A 15,997-nucleotide genomic window follows, 5' to 3' on the forward strand; every position below is an offset into this window, starting at 1 on the left:
GCTGCCGGGCCACACGCCGGCTCACGTTGCGGGCCTAGGGCGCTCGATGTCGGCCCGGCCCACCACAATGAGAATGTGTCCGTACTCGCCTCCGCGCTCACCGTCCGTCGACTTATCGACGAGCACGCCGCTCTCCGCATGTTGCGCGCAGACACCCTCGCGATCATGGCGGCGACCCTCGGTGCGCACCTCGGCTCTCCCGGTGCTCGCCTGCCCTCCGTCGAGTTGCACGAACTCCTTGATGGCGATCTCGAGCAGCTGCGCGGCCATTTCCCGATATCAGCCAAGAACGGGAAGGCGTACTGCGACGATTGGCGCGCGTCGGGCATTCTCATTCGGCGGCCGGCCGGCGCATCCCGGGGCGAGACGTACGAGCTGTCCGCGGCGGCCTTCGATGCGCTCCGCATCATCGACCAGATGGATGCACCACGCACGACTGTGACCGAATCGCGCCTCGTCGGCCTTGCGACGACGCTGCGGCAGCTCGCGGTCGACACCGATCCAGATGCTGCCCGCCGCCTCGCCGTGCTCGAAGCTGAGCGTGACCGGCTCGACACCGAGATCCAGCGGCTTCGCGGGGGCGGTGAGTTGACGACGCTTGACGCGCGGGGCGCGCGCGAGCGCGTGATCGAGATCCTCATGCTCGCTCAGGATCTCCCCGCCGACTTCGCCCGCGTCCGCGCCCGGTTCGAGGAGATCAATCACGACCTCCGCAGCAGCATCCTCGCAACGGACGACGCCCAGAGCACTGTCCTCGACGATGTATTCCGAGGGGTCGACCTCATCGAGCAGTCCGCCGAGGGGAGCACCTTCGCCGCGTTCTCCGCACTGCTGCGCGATCCGGAGCGCTATGCGGCGTTCGATGCCGACATCGCAGCAGTGCTTGACCGCGACTTCGCGCGATCCTTGAGCGTGGAGACACGTCGGGCGCTGCGATCGCTCGTTCGTGAGATGAAGACCGGAAGCCGTGACGTGCACGGCATCCTCACGGAGTTCGCCCGTGGGCTCCGACGCTACGTTCACTCGCAGGAGTTCCAACGCGACCGGATGCTGCGCACCCTGCTGCAAGAGGCGCTGGCGGCGGCCGTCCCCGCGCGACGGGAGGTGAAGCCTTACGCCGACGTAGATCTCGAGCTCGAGATCTCGGCCATGCGCCTGTTCAGTGTCGGGGAGATCATCCCGCACGACCCAGCCGAATTCGACTCGGGAGACGCGTTGGAGGACGCCGACCACAGCACGATCGACTTCGCCGAGCTGGCCCGTATTGCGCGCGAGAGCGAAATCGACTTCTCGGAACTGGTGCTAAGCGTGAACTCCACGGTTGAGGCGGTCGGTCCGACGAGCATCGCGGAGGTTCTGGCTCGCCACCCCGCGACCCAGGGGCTTGCGAGCATCGTGGGGCTGTTGTCGCTAGCGGCGGCACAGGGGACGGTGGACGAAAGGCAGAGCGAGGTGCTCACTTGGCACGGCCCGCGAGGCAGCGTCTCCCGCGCTGAGGTGCCGCTGCATCTATTCACGGGAAAGGTCGAGGGATGAACGACGACGAGATGACGACTGGTCGGGATCCCCTGTGGCCCGGCGATTCGGGAACGCTCCACGAGCAATCACGACGCGCTCTGCTTGAACTCCTCAAGGGGCCGTACCTCTCGGGCGGTCAGCAGCCGCAGCTGTGGGTGGCGCTACGCGCCGATGAGACGGCGATCCGATCACGCCTTCACGATCTGTTCCTTGACCTTGTCGTGGACGACGTCGACGAGTTCGCCTTCGCCCGGAAAGTGCGCGGATCCGATCGTGACCTGCCGAGCGCACTCCGCACCGAACGACTCACATTCATCGACACCGCGATGCTGCTCGTACTGCGTCAGTTGCTGCTCGCATCAGGAGGTGAGCGCCGGGTGATCGTCGGGCAGGACGAGGTGTACGAGCGGCTCGCCGTGTACCGCGATGGCGACGATGAGGCGACCTTCACGCGCAATCTCAACGGCGCCTGGGGTCGCATGATGAATCGCTTCCGGGTCCTCCATGGGGCGGGTGAGGGTCGAGTCGAGGTGTCGCCGATGGTGAAGTTCATGATCGATGACGAGCAGGTGCGCGCCCTCACGGCCGTCTACCGGAGGATCGCGGGGGAGGAGCAGGCATGACCGCGACGATCGAGCTCGATGATGTGAACGGCCAGTGGCGGTTGGCCGAAATCCAGGTCGCAAACTGGGGCACGTTCGACGGTGCGATTTACCGTTTTCCGGTTGCTCGTAGAGGGCACCTCATTACAGGGCCGTCCGGATCCGGCAAATCGTCTCTGCTCGACGCGATCGCCGCCGTCCTGACTCCCGACAAGTGGCTGCGATTCAACGCCGCCGCGCAGGGGGCCGGCACGCGCAGCGATCAGCGCAGCATCATGAGCTACGTGCGAGGCGCCTGGTCGCGTACGACCGACGAGTTCGAGGACAGGGTGGTCAGCGCATATCTGCGGCCCACCGCGACGTGGAGCGGCATACTCCTTCGATTCGAGAATGAGATCGATCGGCCCGTCACACTGTGCCGCATCTTCTTCGCCAGGGGCACGTCGACCGCAGCCGCTGATCTCGCCGATCTGTGCTTGATCGAGCGGGCACCACTCGATCTGCGCGAGATCGAGCCTTTCGCCCGCAGCGGGATCGAGACGAGGAGGGTGCAGGCTCAATGGCCCGACGCGGTGGTGTCAACGGGAGGTTCGCACGCGAAGTTCTACTCGCGCTTGCGTGCCTTGTTCGGCATCCCGCACGATGACGCTCTGCAATTGCTGCACAAGACGCAATCCGCCAAGAGCCTCGACAGCCTCGACCAGCTTTTCCGCGAGTACATGCTCGAGCGGCCCACAACCTTCGACCTTGCGCAGACCGCTGTCGACCAGTTCGGCGAACTGCGCGACGCCCACGACCACGTCGTCCAATTGCGCGAGCAGCGCGATCACCTGCTGCGACTACGAGTCGAGTCCGATGCCTTCGATGCGGCGCACGAAGCGGCGCAAGCCGCACGAATATTGACTGACGCGGTCGCGCCGTACCGTCTTCGTCGTGGAGTCGAGCTGGCGCATGATGAGCTCTCGGAGATGAGGGAGCGACTCATCGGCTTACGTGCCGACGCCCAGCTCGCCAGGGAGATCGCCGATCGCATCGCTGACGATTACGACGTCGCCCAGCGCCGCACGGTGGAGCTCGGCGGCGGCGATGTTGTGCAGCTCGAGCACCGCATCGGCACCGCCCGGATTCACGCGCAACAGACAGAGGAGCGCGCACAGCGGTTCGCCCGGCAGTTGGGCGCCGCGGGCATTCATGGTGTTCCGTCCGGCACGCAAGAGTTCGCCGAGCTGATGGCGGAGATCGATCGCATGCTCTCGACTTCCCAGAACGACGCTCCCGGTGCGACATATGCGCAGCAGGACCGGTTGTCCCGAGCCCGAGGTCGCCGGGACCGGATCGACCGCGCGATCGACGTGCTTCGCCGAAGCGGCACCAGCGTGCCCGGGCCGCTGCTCGCCGTGCGGGACGAGCTGTGCGAGGCGACGGGACTGCGGGCGTCTACGCTTCCCTTCGGCGCCGAGCTGATCGACGTCCGTCCCGAGTTCGAGGCGTGGACGGGCGCCATCGAACGCGTCCTTCGCCCCCTTGCCCTCACCATGTTGGTGAGGAGTGAGAATCTGCCGTCGGTGCGTCGCTGGGTCGATACGAACCCTGTGCGCGCTCGACTCGTTTTCGAAGAGGTGCGCACGGACGCTGCTCCAGTGCGAGCCGCCCGCGCGCCAAGTTCGATCGTGAACAGGGTCCGCGTATCGGCCGGCCCCTTTGAGACGTGGATCGCGAGCACCCTGTCCGACCGCTTCGATTTTGCCTGTGTGGATCACCCTGATCAGCTCGACGACCACTCCCGCGCGATCACGATCAATGGCCAGATTAAGTCGTCGCGAACGCGGTACGAGAAGGACGACCGTGTTGCGCTGGACGATCGCGGCCACTGGGTGCTGGGTGATCATCACGCGAAACTCGAGGCTCTCGTCGCTCAGCGCGTTGACGCAGATCTCGAGCTGGGCGACGCCCGTGCAGTAGTGGACGACGCGAACCGGCGACGGGATGCCGCGCGCGAACGCCTCGGAGCCCTTCGAGCTATTCGTGAGCAAAGCTGGCGGGATCTCGATGTGTCGGCGGCCGCGTCGGACGTGACGTCGCTAGAGCACAATCTCCGGCAGCTCACCCGCGGCGATAGCGATCTGCAGGCAGCGATCGCCGACGCTGCTGCGGCGAGACAGTCCAGAGACGACTCTGCCCGTCGGCACGAGGACGCGCGAGTTGCGGTGCGACGGCAGGACGAGCGTTGTCGCGAACTGGAGATCATGATCGAAGAGGAGACGGGGGCGATCGCTTCGGGCGACGTCATGGAGGTCGCCGCGGAACTAAGAGACGCACTGGATGCTCGCTTCCGCGCGGTGCAGCGCCTCATCACCCGCACGACGATCGCTGAGGTGGCCCAGGAGGTTACGACTCGACTCATCGGCGAGCGAGACCGCGCAATGGGTAATCAGACGAGAGCTGGAAACGCCCTGCAGCACCTGATCACCGAATTCAGTGGCCGCTGGCCAGCGGTCTCGGTCGATCTCGCTCCTGAGATTGCGGATCGTCGGGGCTATCTCGATCTTCTCGACCGAATTGTCGCGCATGGTCTGCCCGAGTATGAATCTCGATTCCTGCAACTGCTGCGCGAGCGCTCACGCGACTTGATCGGCGAGCTCGTCAGCGACATCCTCGGCGCTCCACGCGAGATCGAGGAGCGAGTGCATCCCCTAAATGCCTCTCTGCGGCGCTCGTTCTTCGACGAAGGACGCTTCCTCAAACTGCGCGTCAAGGTGCGGCGCAGTGACACTGTGACACGCTTCATCAAGGATCTGCAGTCGATTTCGGCGGGCAGCTGGGGGGACGACGATCACGCGACAGCGGAGTCTCGATTCGAGACTCTCGCGGAACTTATGCGGCGTTTCGCCTCCAGCGACCACATCGACCGAAGCTGGCGCTCTCAGTGCCTCGACACCCGACTGCACGTCACCTTCCTGGCGGAGGAGATCGACGAACACGGCCGCGTCCACGCGACGTACGACTCGGGGGCGGCCATGTCAGGCGGGCAGCAGCAGAAACTTGTTGTGTTCTGCCTTGCGGCGGCCTTGCGTTACCGGCTCGCCGAGCCCGACGACGAACGCACCAGGTTCGGCACGATCGTGCTCGATGAAGCCTTCGACAAAGCCGATACCCGTTACACGCGAATGGCGCTCGACGTCTTCGTCGAATTCGGCTTCCATCTCGTACTGGCGACGCCGCAGAAGCTGCTGCAGACCATCGAGCCCTACGTCGGCGCGGCGACGTCGATTGAGAACCCCACCCGTAAGCGTTCGCAGCTGGTGACGGTCCGATGGAGCGAAGAGCGGACATGATCACTGTTGCCGAAGCTCGGACGATGGCGCGCATTCGATTGCAGGCGCGCTGGGCCGCGTGGGCGGCTGGCGAAGTCGAGTCGACCGCGCCAGGCGCCCCTGCGATGGCTGTGGCGCTGCATCCGCCGACGGAGCGTGAAGTGCTCGTCGATCAGGCGGGCGCAGAGCAGTGGGCGCGCGAGTGGGGCGCTCTCAAACTGCTGGACGGGATCGAGGTCGAGTGGACGACTCGATCCTGGCCAAGCGCTGGTCGGCAGAGGGTTCCCGTACGGCTGAGGCTGATCGACCCCGATGCCATCGCAGAGTTCGTGGGCGGCGAGCAATTGCGGGCGTGGCGACGGATGCGCGATCGCGCCCGCGCCGTGAGGGAATCGCTCGGGGAGTCGGTCGCTGTCCGTGCCGCGATCCGCTCTCACGCCACCGCGATCGCCGGCTTCGATGACGAGCGCTTCGCCACTCTGCTTGACGTGGCGACCTGGCTGGTCGTGAACACAGTTGACGGGTTGCGCCCTCGCCAGCTGCCGATCCGGGGGGTCGACACGAAGTGGTTTCAGGCGCATCGCAGTATCGTCGTCCACCTTCACCGGGCCGCCACGGGATCGGACGGGCTCGGCATCATCGAAGCCGATCCCCTCCTGCGTGTTCGCCTTCTCGACGCCGCGATGGCGGACAACGGGCCGTCGGACTACGCGGCGTCGGCAGCCTCTCTCGGTGAGCTCACCTACAGACCGGCCGGGATCTTCGTATTCGAGAACCTTGAGTCTGTCCTCGCGATGCCGCCTTGGGTGGGCGCTATCGCGGTGCACGGGTCCGGCTACGCAGTCGATGTCGTCGGTCGCATCCCCTGGGTGAGGAAAGCCCCCGTCGTCTACTGGGGCGACCTGGATTCCGACGGCTTCGCGATCTTGCACCGACTGCGGGCGCATCACCCACGGGTGACGTCGGTGCTGATGGACGAAGCGACGCTGATCGAGCATCGAGATCTCTGGGTGCCCGAGCGTCGACCGAATCGTGGAGCTTTCCCCACTCTGCTCGAGAACGAAGCGACGGCATTGGCCCGGATCCGGTCAGAGGGCGACGTTCGTCTCGAGCAGGAGCGAATCCCTTGGGAGTTCGCGCTTGCTCAACTCAGGTGCGCCTGGGAAAGTGTGCAGCCCTGACGTTCGGAGCCCCGCAGCCGAGCGCATGGGTGCCTGAAGGGTCCGGCCAGTGACGCCCGCGCGTAGCCCCGATGACGGGTCCGTGTCAACGGCCTGACGCGGCCGCCCCCGCGCGGATACCGTCCGACGATGACCGAATCCCGCCTCGCGACGGCGTTCCCCGCCGCCCCCTCGAAGCTCGCCCGCGCCATCACCGGCCCGCTGCTGTTCCTCTTCATCCTCGGCGACGTGCTCGGCGCGGGCGTGTACGCGCTCACTGGGGTTCTCGCGCAGGATGTGGGCGGGGCGCTGTGGGCTCCCATGCTGCTCGCGCTGCTGCTCGCGCTGCTCACGGCGGGCTCCTACGCCGAGCTGGTCACCAAGTACCCCCGCGCGGGCGGTGCTGCGGTCTTCGCGCAGCGGGCCTTCCGCTCGCCCCTCGTCTCCTTCCTCATCGGCTTCTGCATGCTCGCCGCAGGCGTCACGAGCGCGGCCGGCCTCTCCCTCGCCTTCGCCGGCGACTACCTCGCCACCTTCGTCGAGATCCCCCCGGCGCTCGCCGCGGTGCTCTTCCTCGCCGTCGTCGCCGCGCTCAACGCGCGCGGCATCCGCGAGTCGCTGCGCGCCAACGTCGTCATGACCGTCATCGAGCTCACCGGCCTCGTCATCGTCGTCGTGGTCGCGGCGATGCTGCTCGGCGGGGGCGGCGGCGACCTCGCCCGCGTCGGCGAGTTCCCCGCCGGGGCGAACCCGGCGCTCGCGACCCTCGCCGCGGCGATCGTGGCCTACTACTCCTTCGTCGGCTTCGAGGTCTCCGCGAATGTCGCCGAGGAGGTGCGCGACCCCGCGCGCATCTACCCGCGCGCCCTGTTCGGCGCGCTCATCACGGCCGGCGTCATGTACCTGCTCGTCGGGCTCGCCGCGGGCGCGGTGCTGCCGGCCGACGAGCTCGCCGAGTCGAGCGGGCCGCTGCTGGCCGTCGTCGAGGCCAGCGGCGCGGGCATCCCGCCCTGGATCTTCTCCCTCATCGCCCTCGTCGCCGTCGCGAACGGCGCGCTGCTGACGATGATCATGGCGAGCCGGTTGACGTTCGGGATGTCCGAGCAGGGCCTGCTGCCCGCCGCGCTCGGCCGCGTGCTGCCGAAGCGCCGCACCCCCTGGGTCGCCATCCTCGCCACCACCCTCGTCGCGATGATCCTGACGCTCATCGGCGACCTCGCGCTGCTCGCCGAGACCGTCGTGCTGCTGCTGCTCGTGGTCTTCATCAGCACCAACGTCGCCGTGCTCGTGCTGCGCAAGGACCGCGTGGAGCATCGCCACTTCACCGTCTGGCGCGTCATCCCGGTGCTCGGGGTGCTGTCGTGCCTGCTGCTGCTGAGCCAGCAGAGTCTGCGCGTCTGGATCAGCGGGGCGGTGCTGCTCGCCATCGGCGCGGTGCTGCACCTCGTCGCGAGGCGCACGAGCGGGCGGAGCAGCGCGTCGACGGAGGACGCGACGTCGGAGGCGGCGTCGACGGACGCGGCGACCGGGTCGGAGGGCACCGAGGGGCACTAGCAGACCGTCGCGCGCGGATCCACAGCCACTCCTCGGGCGCGATCCGGAATGCCCCGCGGGCCGGCCCCGGTTGTCCTGCGAGGCGGCCACCGCGGCCGCGGAAAGGCATCGACCCCATGACTCTGCTCTCCCCGCTCGCGCTCGGCGCGATCACCCTGCCCAACCGCCTCGTGATGGCGCCCATGACCCGCACCCGCTCCGGCGACGACGGCGTGCCCGGCCCGATGGTGGCCGAGTACTACGCCCAGCGCGCCTCGAGCGGACTCATCATCACCGAGGGCGTCTACCCGAGCCGCGAGTCGCGCGCCTACGCCGGGCAGCCCGGCATCGTGACCGACGAGCAGCAGGCCGGCTGGGCCGCGGTCGCCGAGGCCGTGCACGAGGCCGGCGGCCGGGTGTTCATGCAGGTCATGAACGGTGGACGCGTCTCGCACACGAGCATCACCGGCACCGAGCGCATCGTCGCCCCCTCCGCGATCGCCATCGAGGGCGAGGTGCGGCTCGGCGACGGATCGAAGGCGCCCTACCCGGTGCCCGAGGCCCTCACGATCGAGGGGCTCGCGCAGGTGCGCGACGAGTTCGTCGCCGCCTCCCGCCGCGCGATCGACGCCGGCATCGACGGCGTCGAGCTGCACGCGGCCAACGGCTACCTGCTGCACGAGTTCCTCTCGCCGGCCTCGAACGTGCGCGACGACGCCTACGGCGGATCGCCCGAGGCGCGCGCCCGCTTCGTCATCGGGGTGGCCGAGGCCGTCGTCGCCGAGGTCGGCGCCGACCGCGTCGGCATCCGCATCTCGCCCTCGCACAACATCCAGGACGTGCTCGAGACCGACGCCGACGACGTGCGCCAGACCTACACGGCGCTCGTGCGCGGCCTCGCGCCGCTCGGCCTCGCCTACCTCAGCGTGCTGCACGCCGAGCCGGCGGGCGAGCTCGTGCAGTCGCTGCGCGCCGAGTTCGGCGGGGTGCTCATCGCGAACTCCGGCTTCGGCGTCGTCACGACGCACGACGAGGCCACCGCCCTCGTCACCGACGAGGTCGCCGACGCCGTGGCCGTCGGCCGCCACTACATCGCCAACCCCGACCTGCTCGAGCGGTGGGAGCGCGGGGCGGAGGAGAACGAGGTCGTCGCGGCGACGATCTACGGCGGCGGAGCATCCGGCTACACGGACTACCCGCGCCTCAGCGCGTGATCGGCGGCGGCGCCGGCCGGGCGCGCGGTCGGCGCCGCTAGAAGAAGTCGGGCGAGGGCGTCGAGGCGTACCGGATCGACACGTCCGCGTGGCGGTCGAACCGGTAGCCCGCGCCGCGCACGGTGCGCACGATGTCCTCGTAGCCCTCGAGCTTCGAGCGCAGGCGGCGCACGTGCACGTCGATCGTGCGCTCGTTGGGCACGTCGTCGCCCTCGGCCGCATCGGCCCACAGGGCACTGATGAGCTCGGCCCGCTCGACCGTGCGGCCCTCGCGCAGCACGAGGTACTGCAGCAGCTCGAACTCCTTGTAGGTGAGCGGCGAGGTCTCGCCGTCGAGCACGACGCGCTTGCGCGAGATGTCGATGACGACGCCCTCGACCGGCTTCTCGGGCGCGGGCTCGGTGCGGCGGTAGCGGGCGAGCGCGGCCGGATCCTGCAGGGCGAGGCGCACGACGTCGACGTCGCGCCCGCCCGCGCCCGCGGGGGCGAGGGCGACGGCGGCGTGCGTCTCGGCGCCGGGCGCGAGGTCGGCGGCGACGCGCTTGAGCTCGCTCACGAGCCGGCCGAGGTCGATGCCGGCCGCGGCCGCCTTCTTCTCGTCGAGGCCGACGTAGAGCACGAAGCCGCGCGCCTCGGTGCCCTCCGGCACGGCGCGCAGGCGGGGGTTCTGGCCCGGCGCGGTCGCGGCGGGGCCGGCGGGCGGCGCGGGGCGGAGGCCGGGGGCGGGGGAGCGGTGCGGGGCACGGGAGTCGAGTGCGGCGAGGGACATGGTCGAGATGCTTTCTGCGGAGTCGAACGGCTCGTCGCGCGCAGAGGCGACGGGGTTCGGCAGCGATGATGCGGCGGGATGCGCGGCGCGGGTCGACGGGGTCGACCCCGCCCCGGGGAGCTCAGCGGCGTCGCGGTCGGTCATGACGACGGGACGGCGATCGGCGGCAGCTCGAGCGAGGGGTCGGTCACGCCGGCATTCGACAGGACGACTCGGCGCGCGTCGGCATCATCATGCCGGCGTTCCCGGGGGCCTCGAAGGAGGTCGGGGAGTACGCGGAGTCGGTCATGCGGCCAGTATCGTCGCGCGACGACGACGGGGTCAAGTCGCGGCGGGCCGGGCGTGCAACACGGCGCAACACGACGGCGGTCGCGAGCGGCGAGGGGATGCCCCACCGGGGCTCCGGCGTCGGGGACCTAGTGCACCGTGCCGTACAGGCGGTCGCCCGCGTCGCCGAGGCCCGGGACGATGTAGCCGTGCTCGTTGAGCTTCTCGTCGAGCGCGCCGAGCACGATGGTGACGTCGCGGCCCTCGACGGCCTTCTCGATCGCGGCGAGGCCCTCGGGGGCGGCGAGGATGCAGACGCAGGTGACGTCCTGCGCGCCGCGGGCGAAGAGGTACTCGATCGCCGAGAGCAGCGAGCCGCCGGTGGCGAGCATGGGGTCGAGCACGAAGCACTGGCGGTTGGAGAGGTCGTCGGGCAGGCGCTCGGCGTACACGCTCGGCTCGAGCGTCTCCTCGTTGCGCACCATTCCGAGGAACCCGACCTCGGCGCTCGGCATGAGCTTCACCATGCCCTCGAGCATGCCGAGGCCGGCGCGCAGGATGGGCACCACGAGCGGGCGCGGCTCGCTGATCGCGACGCCGACGGCCTGGGTGACGGGCGTCTGGATGGTGACCTCCTCGACGCGCACGTCTCGGGTGGCCTCGTAGGCCAGCAGGGTCACGAGCTCCTCGGTGAGGGCGCGGAACGTCGGCGACGACGTCCTCTCGTCGCGGAGCACCGTGAGCTTGTGGGTGATCAGAGGGTGGTCGGCAACATGCACTCGCATAGGCTCAATCTAACGGAGGATGCCATGACCGCAGTGCGCGAGATCGACCGCGCGGCCATGCGCGAGGCGCTCGTCGAGGCCCGCGCGGCCCTCGCCACCGACGACGTCCCGGTCGGCGCCGTCGTGCTCGACCCGGCGGGCCTCGTGATCGGCCGCGGCCGCAACGCCCGCGAGGCCGACGGCGATCCCACTGCGCACGCCGAGGTGCTCGCCCTGCGCGCGGCGGCGGGCCGCTACGGCGACTGGAACCTGGAGGGATGCACGCTCGTCGTCACCCTGGAGCCCTGCGTCATGTGCGCGGGCGCCATCCTCTCGGCCCGCGCCGCCCGCGTGGTCTTCGGCGCCTACGACGACAAGGCCGGAGCCGCCGGGGGCGCCCTCGACGTGCTGCGCGAGCGGCGCCTGCCCCTGCGCGTGGCCGAGGTTGTCGGGGGCGTGCTCGAGGAGGAGTGCGCATCCCTGCTGTCGGCCTTCTTCGCCGATCGCCGGCCCGACCGCCGCCCCTGACCGCGGGCGACGGGCCGCGCGCCGACTACCAGAAGACGGCGAGCACGACGTTGACGAGCGCGAGCCCGCCCGCGGCGTGGAAGAAGGGCTTGACCGAGCGGTCGTTGCTCTTCTTGGCCTTGCGGTTGCCGATGAGGGCGGCGACGAAGACGGCGATGCCGATGACGAGCTTCGTGATGATCTTGCCGTAGTCGAGGTCGTAGTCGAGCGGCTCGGCGAGGCCCGTCATGGCGATGCCGGTGATGAGCTGCACGCCCGCGCCGGCGAGCAGCGCGCCGGTCGCGAAGTCGCCGTTTTTGCGCATCTGCAGCAGGAACGGGCCGACGATCGCGGCGAGCCCGATGAAGTGGGCGACGACGAGGAACGAGAAGACGACATCCATGCCGCTACCATATCGGCGCGGCGCCGCCCCGGCACAGGGGCCTTGGTCCTCAGGTCAGTCGGCGCCGCGGATGACGATCGTGTCGGTGGGCGGGTCCTGGTCGTCGCGCGGGGCGGCGACCTCCGGCTCGAGCACGATCGCGTTCGCCTCGGGCATCGCGGCGCGGATGCCGCGCTTGACCTCGCGCAGCACGGCGACGACGTCGGCGTTGGGGGTGCTGGGGCCGAATCCGAGGGTCGCGGTGACGAGCATCCCGCCCCTCTCGACGCGGTGCACGATCACCTCGCCGACGGTCTGCACCCCGGGGGTGCCGATGAGCACCTCGCGGATCGCCTGCGCCTGCTGGGGGTCGACCCCCCGTGCGCCGAATCGGTTCCAGCCCGTTGCGCTCATGCACTCACCCTCTCGTCGTCGATGCCGCTCGTCGGTGTGACCGCCCAACCTACACTCGTGGCATGAGCACCCCACTGCCGTCCATCGCCATCATCGGCACCGGATCGATGGGGGGCGCGATCCTGCAGGGCCTGCGCCGCCCTGAGGTCGAGACGGGCGCCGTGCGCGTCACGACGCGCTCCGAGGCCTCGGCCGCGGCGCTGCGCGCGGAGGGCGTCGACGCGCGGGCGACCGAGCACGAGGCCGACGCGAACCGCTGGGCGGTGCGGGATGCCCGGCTCGTGCTGCTCGGCGTGAAGCCCGCGCAGATCGTGGCCGTGCTCGACGAGATCGCCGACGCCCTGCACCCGGAGGCGCTCGTGCTGAGCGTCGCGGCCGGCATCCCGACCGCCGCCATGGAGGCCGTCGTGCCGAACGCCGTCGTGCGCGCCATGCCGAACACGCCCGCCCTCGTCGGTCGCGGTGTCACGGGCATCTCGGGCGGCGCGCGAGCGACGGCCGCGCATCTCGCGCTCGCCGACGACCTGTTCCGCACCGTCGGCACCGTCATCGAGCTGCCCGAGAGCCAGATCGATGCGCTCTCGACGATCTCGGGCTCGGGCCCCGCCTACGTCTTCCTGCTCGTCGAGGAGTTCACGCGGGCCGCCGAGGCGATGGGCTTCGACGACGGCGTCGCGCGGTTGATGGTGCAGCAGACCTTCTTCGGCGCGACCGCGCTGCTCGAGGCCTCCGACGACGACCCGGAGGAGCTGCGCCGCCGCGTCACGAGCCCGAAGGGCACGACCGAGCGCGCCGTCGCGGTGCTGCAGCAGGCCGAGCTCGCCGAGCTCTTCACCCGCGCCGCCGAGGCCGCGCTCGCCCGGGCGCGCGAGCTCGCCGCCGGCGCCTGAGCCGACCCGGCTCTTCGACTCCTCATAGCGCTCGCTCGACCCGGGCATAGTGCAGACCGGCGGTGCGCATAGCGCGCGGTCCGAGGGTGGATGCCGTCCCCGCGACGAGCGCGGGCCGGACCGAGAGGCACCCGCGATGAGCGCTCCGACCACCCCCGCCGACCCCGACCAGCCGGAGCGCGCCGACGCCGCGCCGGCCCCGACCTCCCCGGTCTCCCCGGTGGCCGCTCCCACCCCGTCCCGCGCCCCGCGCGCCCTCGCCATCGCGGGCATCGCCGTCGGCGGCGCGCTGCTGCTTGCCGCGACCTTCGGCACCGGCGCGCTGGTCGGCCGGCACCTGCCCGGCCCCGGCCCCGTCGGGTTCGCCGGTGCGGTCGAGCGCGGCGGCGCGTTCGGCGACGACGGCCGCAGCGGACCGGGCGAGCGCGGCGACCGTCTCGGCGCCCTCACCGAGGAGCAGCGCGAGCAGATCCGCGAGTGGATCGAGGAGGGGATGAGCGGCTGAGCGCCGCGTGATCAGTGGTCGAGCGAGGCGAAGCGGTCGATGTCGCCCTCGGTGCCCGAGACGATGATGAGGTCGTGGTTCGACACCACGGTCTGCTCGGTCGCGTAGGTGAAGGGCTTGCCCGGGCTCTTCACGCCGACGACGGTGATGTTGTACTTCGAGCGCACCTTCGAGTCGGTGAGCGAGAGGCCGCGGATGGGCTTCGGCGGGTACATCTTCACGAGCACGAAGTCGTCGTCGAACTCGATGAAGTCGATCATGCGGCCCGAGACGAGGTGGGCGACGCGCTCGCCGGCCTCGGCCTCGGGGTAGATGACGTGGTTCGCGCCGATGCGGGCGAGGATCTTGCCGTGCGACTGGCTGATCGCCTTGGCCCAGATCTGCGGGATCTTGAGGTCGACGAGGTTCGCGGTGATGAGCACGCTCGACTCGATCGACGAGCCCGTGGCGACGACGGCGATGGAGAAGTCGCCCGCGCCGATCTGGCGCAGAGCATCCACCGATCGCGCGTCGGCCTGCACCGTGTGGGTGACGCGCTCCGACCACTTCTGCACGAGGTCGGGGTTCTCGTCGACGGCGAGCACCTCGCGACCGAGCCGCTGCAGCTGCCCGGCGGTGGCGGCGCCGAAGCGCCCCAGGCCGATGACGAGCACGGGCGCGTCGTGGCGGATCCTCTCAACCAACGATGGGCCTCTCCTCCGGTCGGCGGAACAGCTGTCGCCGTTCGCTCGCGGCCAGCGCCGCGGCGAGGGTCACTGTACCAACGCGCCCGGCCCACATCGTCGCCGCGAGCACGTACTTCGCGGGTTCCTCGAGGTCGGGCCCGGTGAGCCCCGTCGAGAGCCCGCAGGTGGCGAACGCCGAGATGACCTCGAACAGCACGTAGTCGAGCGGGTCCTTCGTGATGTGCAGCACGATGATCGTCGAGGTCGCCACGATAGTCGCGCCCCACAGCACGATGCTCACCGAGAGGCGCAGCACGTCGACGGGGATGCGGCGCTCGAACGCCTCCATGTCCTTCACGCCGCGGGCCTCGGCGATCGCCGCGAGGAACAGCACGGCGAGCGTCGTCACCTTGATACCGCCGGCGGTGGATGCCGAGCCGCCGCCCACGAACATGAGCATGTCGAGCACCATGAGCGTCGAGCCGTTCATCTCGCCGACGTCGACCGTCGACAGGCCGCCCGACCGCGACATCATCGAGGTGAAGAACGCCGTCATCGGGCGCACGATCGGCTCCTGCCCGCCGAGGGTGCGGGTGTTGTCCCACTCCAGCAGCCCGATCGCGACCCAGCCGATGACGAGCAGGATGCCGGTGACGACGAGCGTCAGGCGGGCGTGCACGCTGAGCTTCTGGCGGCGCTTGACCCAGCGGGCCAGGGCGAAGATGACGGGGAACCCGATCGCGCCGAGGAAGACGGCGATCGACAGCACCCCGAGCATCCACGGGTCGGCGGCGAATTGCTCCATTCCCGCGGAGAAGGGCACGAAGCCGGTGTTCGTGAAGGCGGAGAGCGAGATGTAGAAGCCCTGCCAGATCGCCGTCCAGAGGTCGAAGCCGACGAGCAGCAGCCGGGGGAAGACGAGCGCGAAGATCGCCAGCTCGATGACGATCGCGCTGATGGCGACGGTCGCGAGCAGCGTGCCGATCTCGCCGAGCCGCACCGCCTGCGACTCGCTGACCGGTCCCGAGTGCACGCGCGAGGGGTTCGTGTCGGATGCCGCGAGCAGCTTCGCCCGCAGGCCCATGCGGCGCGCCACGACGAGGCCCAGGATGCTCGCGATGGTGAGCACGCCGATGCCGCCGACCTGCATGGCGAGGATGATCACGACGTTGCCGAAGGGCGACCAGTAGGTCGACATGTCGACCGTCGTCAGGCCCGTCACGCAGATCGCCGAGACGGCCGTGAACAGGGCGTCGGCGAGCGGCGTGCCGCTGCGCTCGCCCGCGCGCGCGATCGGCAGCGTCAGCAGCACCGTGGTGATGAGGATGAGCGCCGTGAAGACGAGGATCGCGAACCGCGCCGGGGAGGAGGTCGTGAGCCCGACGATCGCCTGCCGCGTCTGGCGCAGCGGGCCGACGCGCTGATCGCGGCGCAGACCCGGACGGGTCGCAGTGGACATCGTCCCTCCTCGGGGCCCGCAGGCCGCTGTCATG

Annotated in this window: 15 protein-coding genes; 9 read left to right on the forward strand and 6 right to left on the reverse strand. The window is 69.9% G+C overall.

Annotated elements, in window-relative coordinates:
* The first annotated feature begins 75 nt into the window (after positions 1–75).
* The 6 genes from HGB54_RS01260 (at position 76) to HGB54_RS01285 (ending at position 9,341) form a co-directional block, all read left to right on the forward strand.
* Positions 76–1,536, forward strand: coding sequence for a DUF3375 domain-containing protein (locus HGB54_RS01260; RefSeq protein WP_168914837.1), 1,461 nt, complete (start codon positions 76–78; stop codon positions 1,534–1,536).
* Complete coding sequence (locus tag HGB54_RS01265) at positions 1,533–2,141, forward strand: DUF4194 domain-containing protein (protein ID WP_168914838.1); 609 nt, start codon at positions 1,533–1,535, stop codon at positions 2,139–2,141. The genes HGB54_RS01260 and HGB54_RS01265 overlap by 4 nt, the downstream gene beginning before the upstream one ends.
* Positions 2,138–5,455 (forward strand): ATP-binding protein, encoded by a 3,318-nt coding sequence (locus tag HGB54_RS01270; RefSeq protein ID WP_168914839.1) that lies wholly within the window; start codon positions 2,138–2,140, stop codon positions 5,453–5,455. The genes HGB54_RS01265 and HGB54_RS01270 overlap by 4 nt, the downstream gene beginning before the upstream one ends.
* Positions 5,452–6,615, forward strand: coding sequence for a Wadjet anti-phage system protein JetD domain-containing protein (locus HGB54_RS01275; protein ID WP_168914840.1), 1,164 nt, complete (start codon positions 5,452–5,454; stop codon positions 6,613–6,615). Before HGB54_RS01270 ends, HGB54_RS01275 begins: the two co-directional genes overlap by 4 nt.
* 129 nt (positions 6,616–6,744) lie before the next feature.
* Positions 6,745–8,148, forward strand: coding sequence for an APC family permease (locus tag HGB54_RS01280; protein WP_168914841.1), 1,404 nt, complete (start codon positions 6,745–6,747; stop codon positions 8,146–8,148).
* A gap of 116 nt (positions 8,149–8,264) precedes the next feature.
* Positions 8,265–9,341, forward strand: coding sequence for an alkene reductase (locus tag HGB54_RS01285; RefSeq protein WP_168914842.1), 1,077 nt, complete (start codon positions 8,265–8,267; stop codon positions 9,339–9,341).
* 37 nt (positions 9,342–9,378) lie between these two features.
* On the opposite strand, the gene HGB54_RS01290 is transcribed toward HGB54_RS01285, so the two are convergent.
* Together HGB54_RS01290 and upp are read right to left on the reverse strand one after the other, a co-directional pair.
* Entirely contained in the window at positions 9,379–10,110 is a 732-nt protein-coding gene (locus HGB54_RS01290; protein ID WP_168914843.1) for a winged helix-turn-helix domain-containing protein, read from the reverse strand.
* A 416-nt stretch (positions 10,111–10,526) separates the two neighbouring features.
* The gene (gene upp, locus HGB54_RS01295; protein WP_168914844.1) at positions 10,527–11,162 is read right to left on the reverse strand and encodes a uracil phosphoribosyltransferase; all 636 of its coding nucleotides are present in this window, start codon (positions 11,160–11,162) and stop codon (positions 10,527–10,529) included.
* Between the two features lie 24 nt (positions 11,163–11,186).
* Here upp and HGB54_RS01300 point away from each other — a divergent pair, with 24 nt between their 5' ends.
* The gene (locus HGB54_RS01300) at positions 11,187–11,669 is read left to right on the forward strand and encodes a nucleoside deaminase (protein WP_267237839.1); all 483 of its coding nucleotides are present in this window, start codon (positions 11,187–11,189) and stop codon (positions 11,667–11,669) included.
* A gap of 25 nt (positions 11,670–11,694) precedes the next feature.
* Here HGB54_RS01300 and HGB54_RS01305 read toward each other — a convergent pair whose 3' ends face one another.
* Together HGB54_RS01305 and HGB54_RS01310 are read right to left on the reverse strand one after the other, a co-directional pair.
* Positions 11,695–12,051, reverse strand: a complete 357-nt coding sequence (locus HGB54_RS01305) for a hypothetical protein (RefSeq protein WP_168914845.1) — start codon at positions 12,049–12,051, stop codon at positions 11,695–11,697.
* A 54-nt stretch (positions 12,052–12,105) separates the two neighbouring features.
* The gene (locus HGB54_RS01310; RefSeq protein WP_168914846.1) at positions 12,106–12,444 is read right to left on the reverse strand and encodes a cation diffusion facilitator family transporter; all 339 of its coding nucleotides are present in this window, start codon (positions 12,442–12,444) and stop codon (positions 12,106–12,108) included.
* 62 nt (positions 12,445–12,506) lie between these two features.
* Here HGB54_RS01310 and proC point away from each other — a divergent pair, with 62 nt between their 5' ends.
* Both proC and HGB54_RS01320 read left to right on the forward strand, forming a co-directional pair.
* The gene (gene proC / locus HGB54_RS01315; protein WP_168914847.1) at positions 12,507–13,334 is read left to right on the forward strand and encodes a pyrroline-5-carboxylate reductase; all 828 of its coding nucleotides are present in this window, start codon (positions 12,507–12,509) and stop codon (positions 13,332–13,334) included.
* Positions 13,335–13,470: 136 nt separating this feature from the next.
* Positions 13,471–13,839: a hypothetical protein gene (locus HGB54_RS01320; protein ID WP_168914848.1), complete on the forward strand. Its 369-nt coding sequence runs from the start codon at positions 13,471–13,473 to the stop codon at positions 13,837–13,839.
* 11 nt (positions 13,840–13,850) lie between these two features.
* Here the strand turns inward: HGB54_RS01320 and HGB54_RS01325 are convergent, their stop codons facing one another.
* Together HGB54_RS01325 and HGB54_RS01330 are read right to left on the reverse strand one after the other, a co-directional pair.
* Positions 13,851–14,522, reverse strand: coding sequence for a potassium channel family protein (locus HGB54_RS01325; RefSeq protein WP_168914849.1), 672 nt, complete (start codon positions 14,520–14,522; stop codon positions 13,851–13,853).
* The gene (locus tag HGB54_RS01330; protein WP_168914850.1) at positions 14,515–15,963 is read right to left on the reverse strand and encodes a TrkH family potassium uptake protein; all 1,449 of its coding nucleotides are present in this window, start codon (positions 15,961–15,963) and stop codon (positions 14,515–14,517) included. The genes HGB54_RS01325 and HGB54_RS01330 overlap by 8 nt, the downstream gene beginning before the upstream one ends.
* Between the last annotated feature and the right edge of the window lie 34 nt (positions 15,964–15,997).

The sequence above is a fragment of the Microcella flavibacter genome (assembly GCF_012530535.1).
GTDB lineage: Bacteria > Actinomycetota > Actinomycetes > Actinomycetales > Microbacteriaceae > Microcella > Microcella flavibacter.

Bases quoted from the DNA above. Each gene is read 5' to 3' on its own strand.
- HGB54_RS01305 (WP_168914845.1), bottom strand. From the start codon at position 12,051: ATGGATGTCGTCTTCTCGTTCCTCGTCGTCGCCCACTTCATCGGGCTC.
- HGB54_RS01270 (WP_168914839.1), top strand. From the start codon at position 2,138: ATGACCGCGACGATCGAGCTCGATGATGTGAACGGCCAGTGGCGGTTG.
- HGB54_RS01285 (WP_168914842.1), top strand. From the start codon at position 8,265: ATGACTCTGCTCTCCCCGCTCGCGCTCGGCGCGATCACCCTGCCCAAC.
- HGB54_RS01265 (WP_168914838.1), top strand. From the start codon at position 1,533: ATGAACGACGACGAGATGACGACTGGTCGGGATCCCCTGTGGCCCGGC.
- HGB54_RS01275 (WP_168914840.1), top strand. From the start codon at position 5,452: ATGATCACTGTTGCCGAAGCTCGGACGATGGCGCGCATTCGATTGCAG.
- HGB54_RS01320 (WP_168914848.1), top strand. From the start codon at position 13,471: ATGAGCGCTCCGACCACCCCCGCCGACCCCGACCAGCCGGAGCGCGCC.
- HGB54_RS01290 (WP_168914843.1), bottom strand. From the start codon at position 10,110: ATGTCCCTCGCCGCACTCGACTCCCGTGCCCCGCACCGCTCCCCCGCC.
- proC (WP_168914847.1), top strand. From the start codon at position 12,507: ATGAGCACCCCACTGCCGTCCATCGCCATCATCGGCACCGGATCGATG.
- HGB54_RS01280 (WP_168914841.1), top strand. From the start codon at position 6,745: ATGACCGAATCCCGCCTCGCGACGGCGTTCCCCGCCGCCCCCTCGAAG.
- upp (WP_168914844.1), bottom strand. From the start codon at position 11,162: ATGCGAGTGCATGTTGCCGACCACCCTCTGATCACCCACAAGCTCACG.
- HGB54_RS01330 (WP_168914850.1), bottom strand. From the start codon at position 15,963: ATGTCCACTGCGACCCGTCCGGGTCTGCGCCGCGATCAGCGCGTCGGC.
- HGB54_RS01310 (WP_168914846.1), bottom strand. From the start codon at position 12,444: ATGAGCGCAACGGGCTGGAACCGATTCGGCGCACGGGGGGTCGACCCC.
- HGB54_RS01300 (WP_267237839.1), top strand. From the start codon at position 11,187: ATGACCGCAGTGCGCGAGATCGACCGCGCGGCCATGCGCGAGGCGCTC.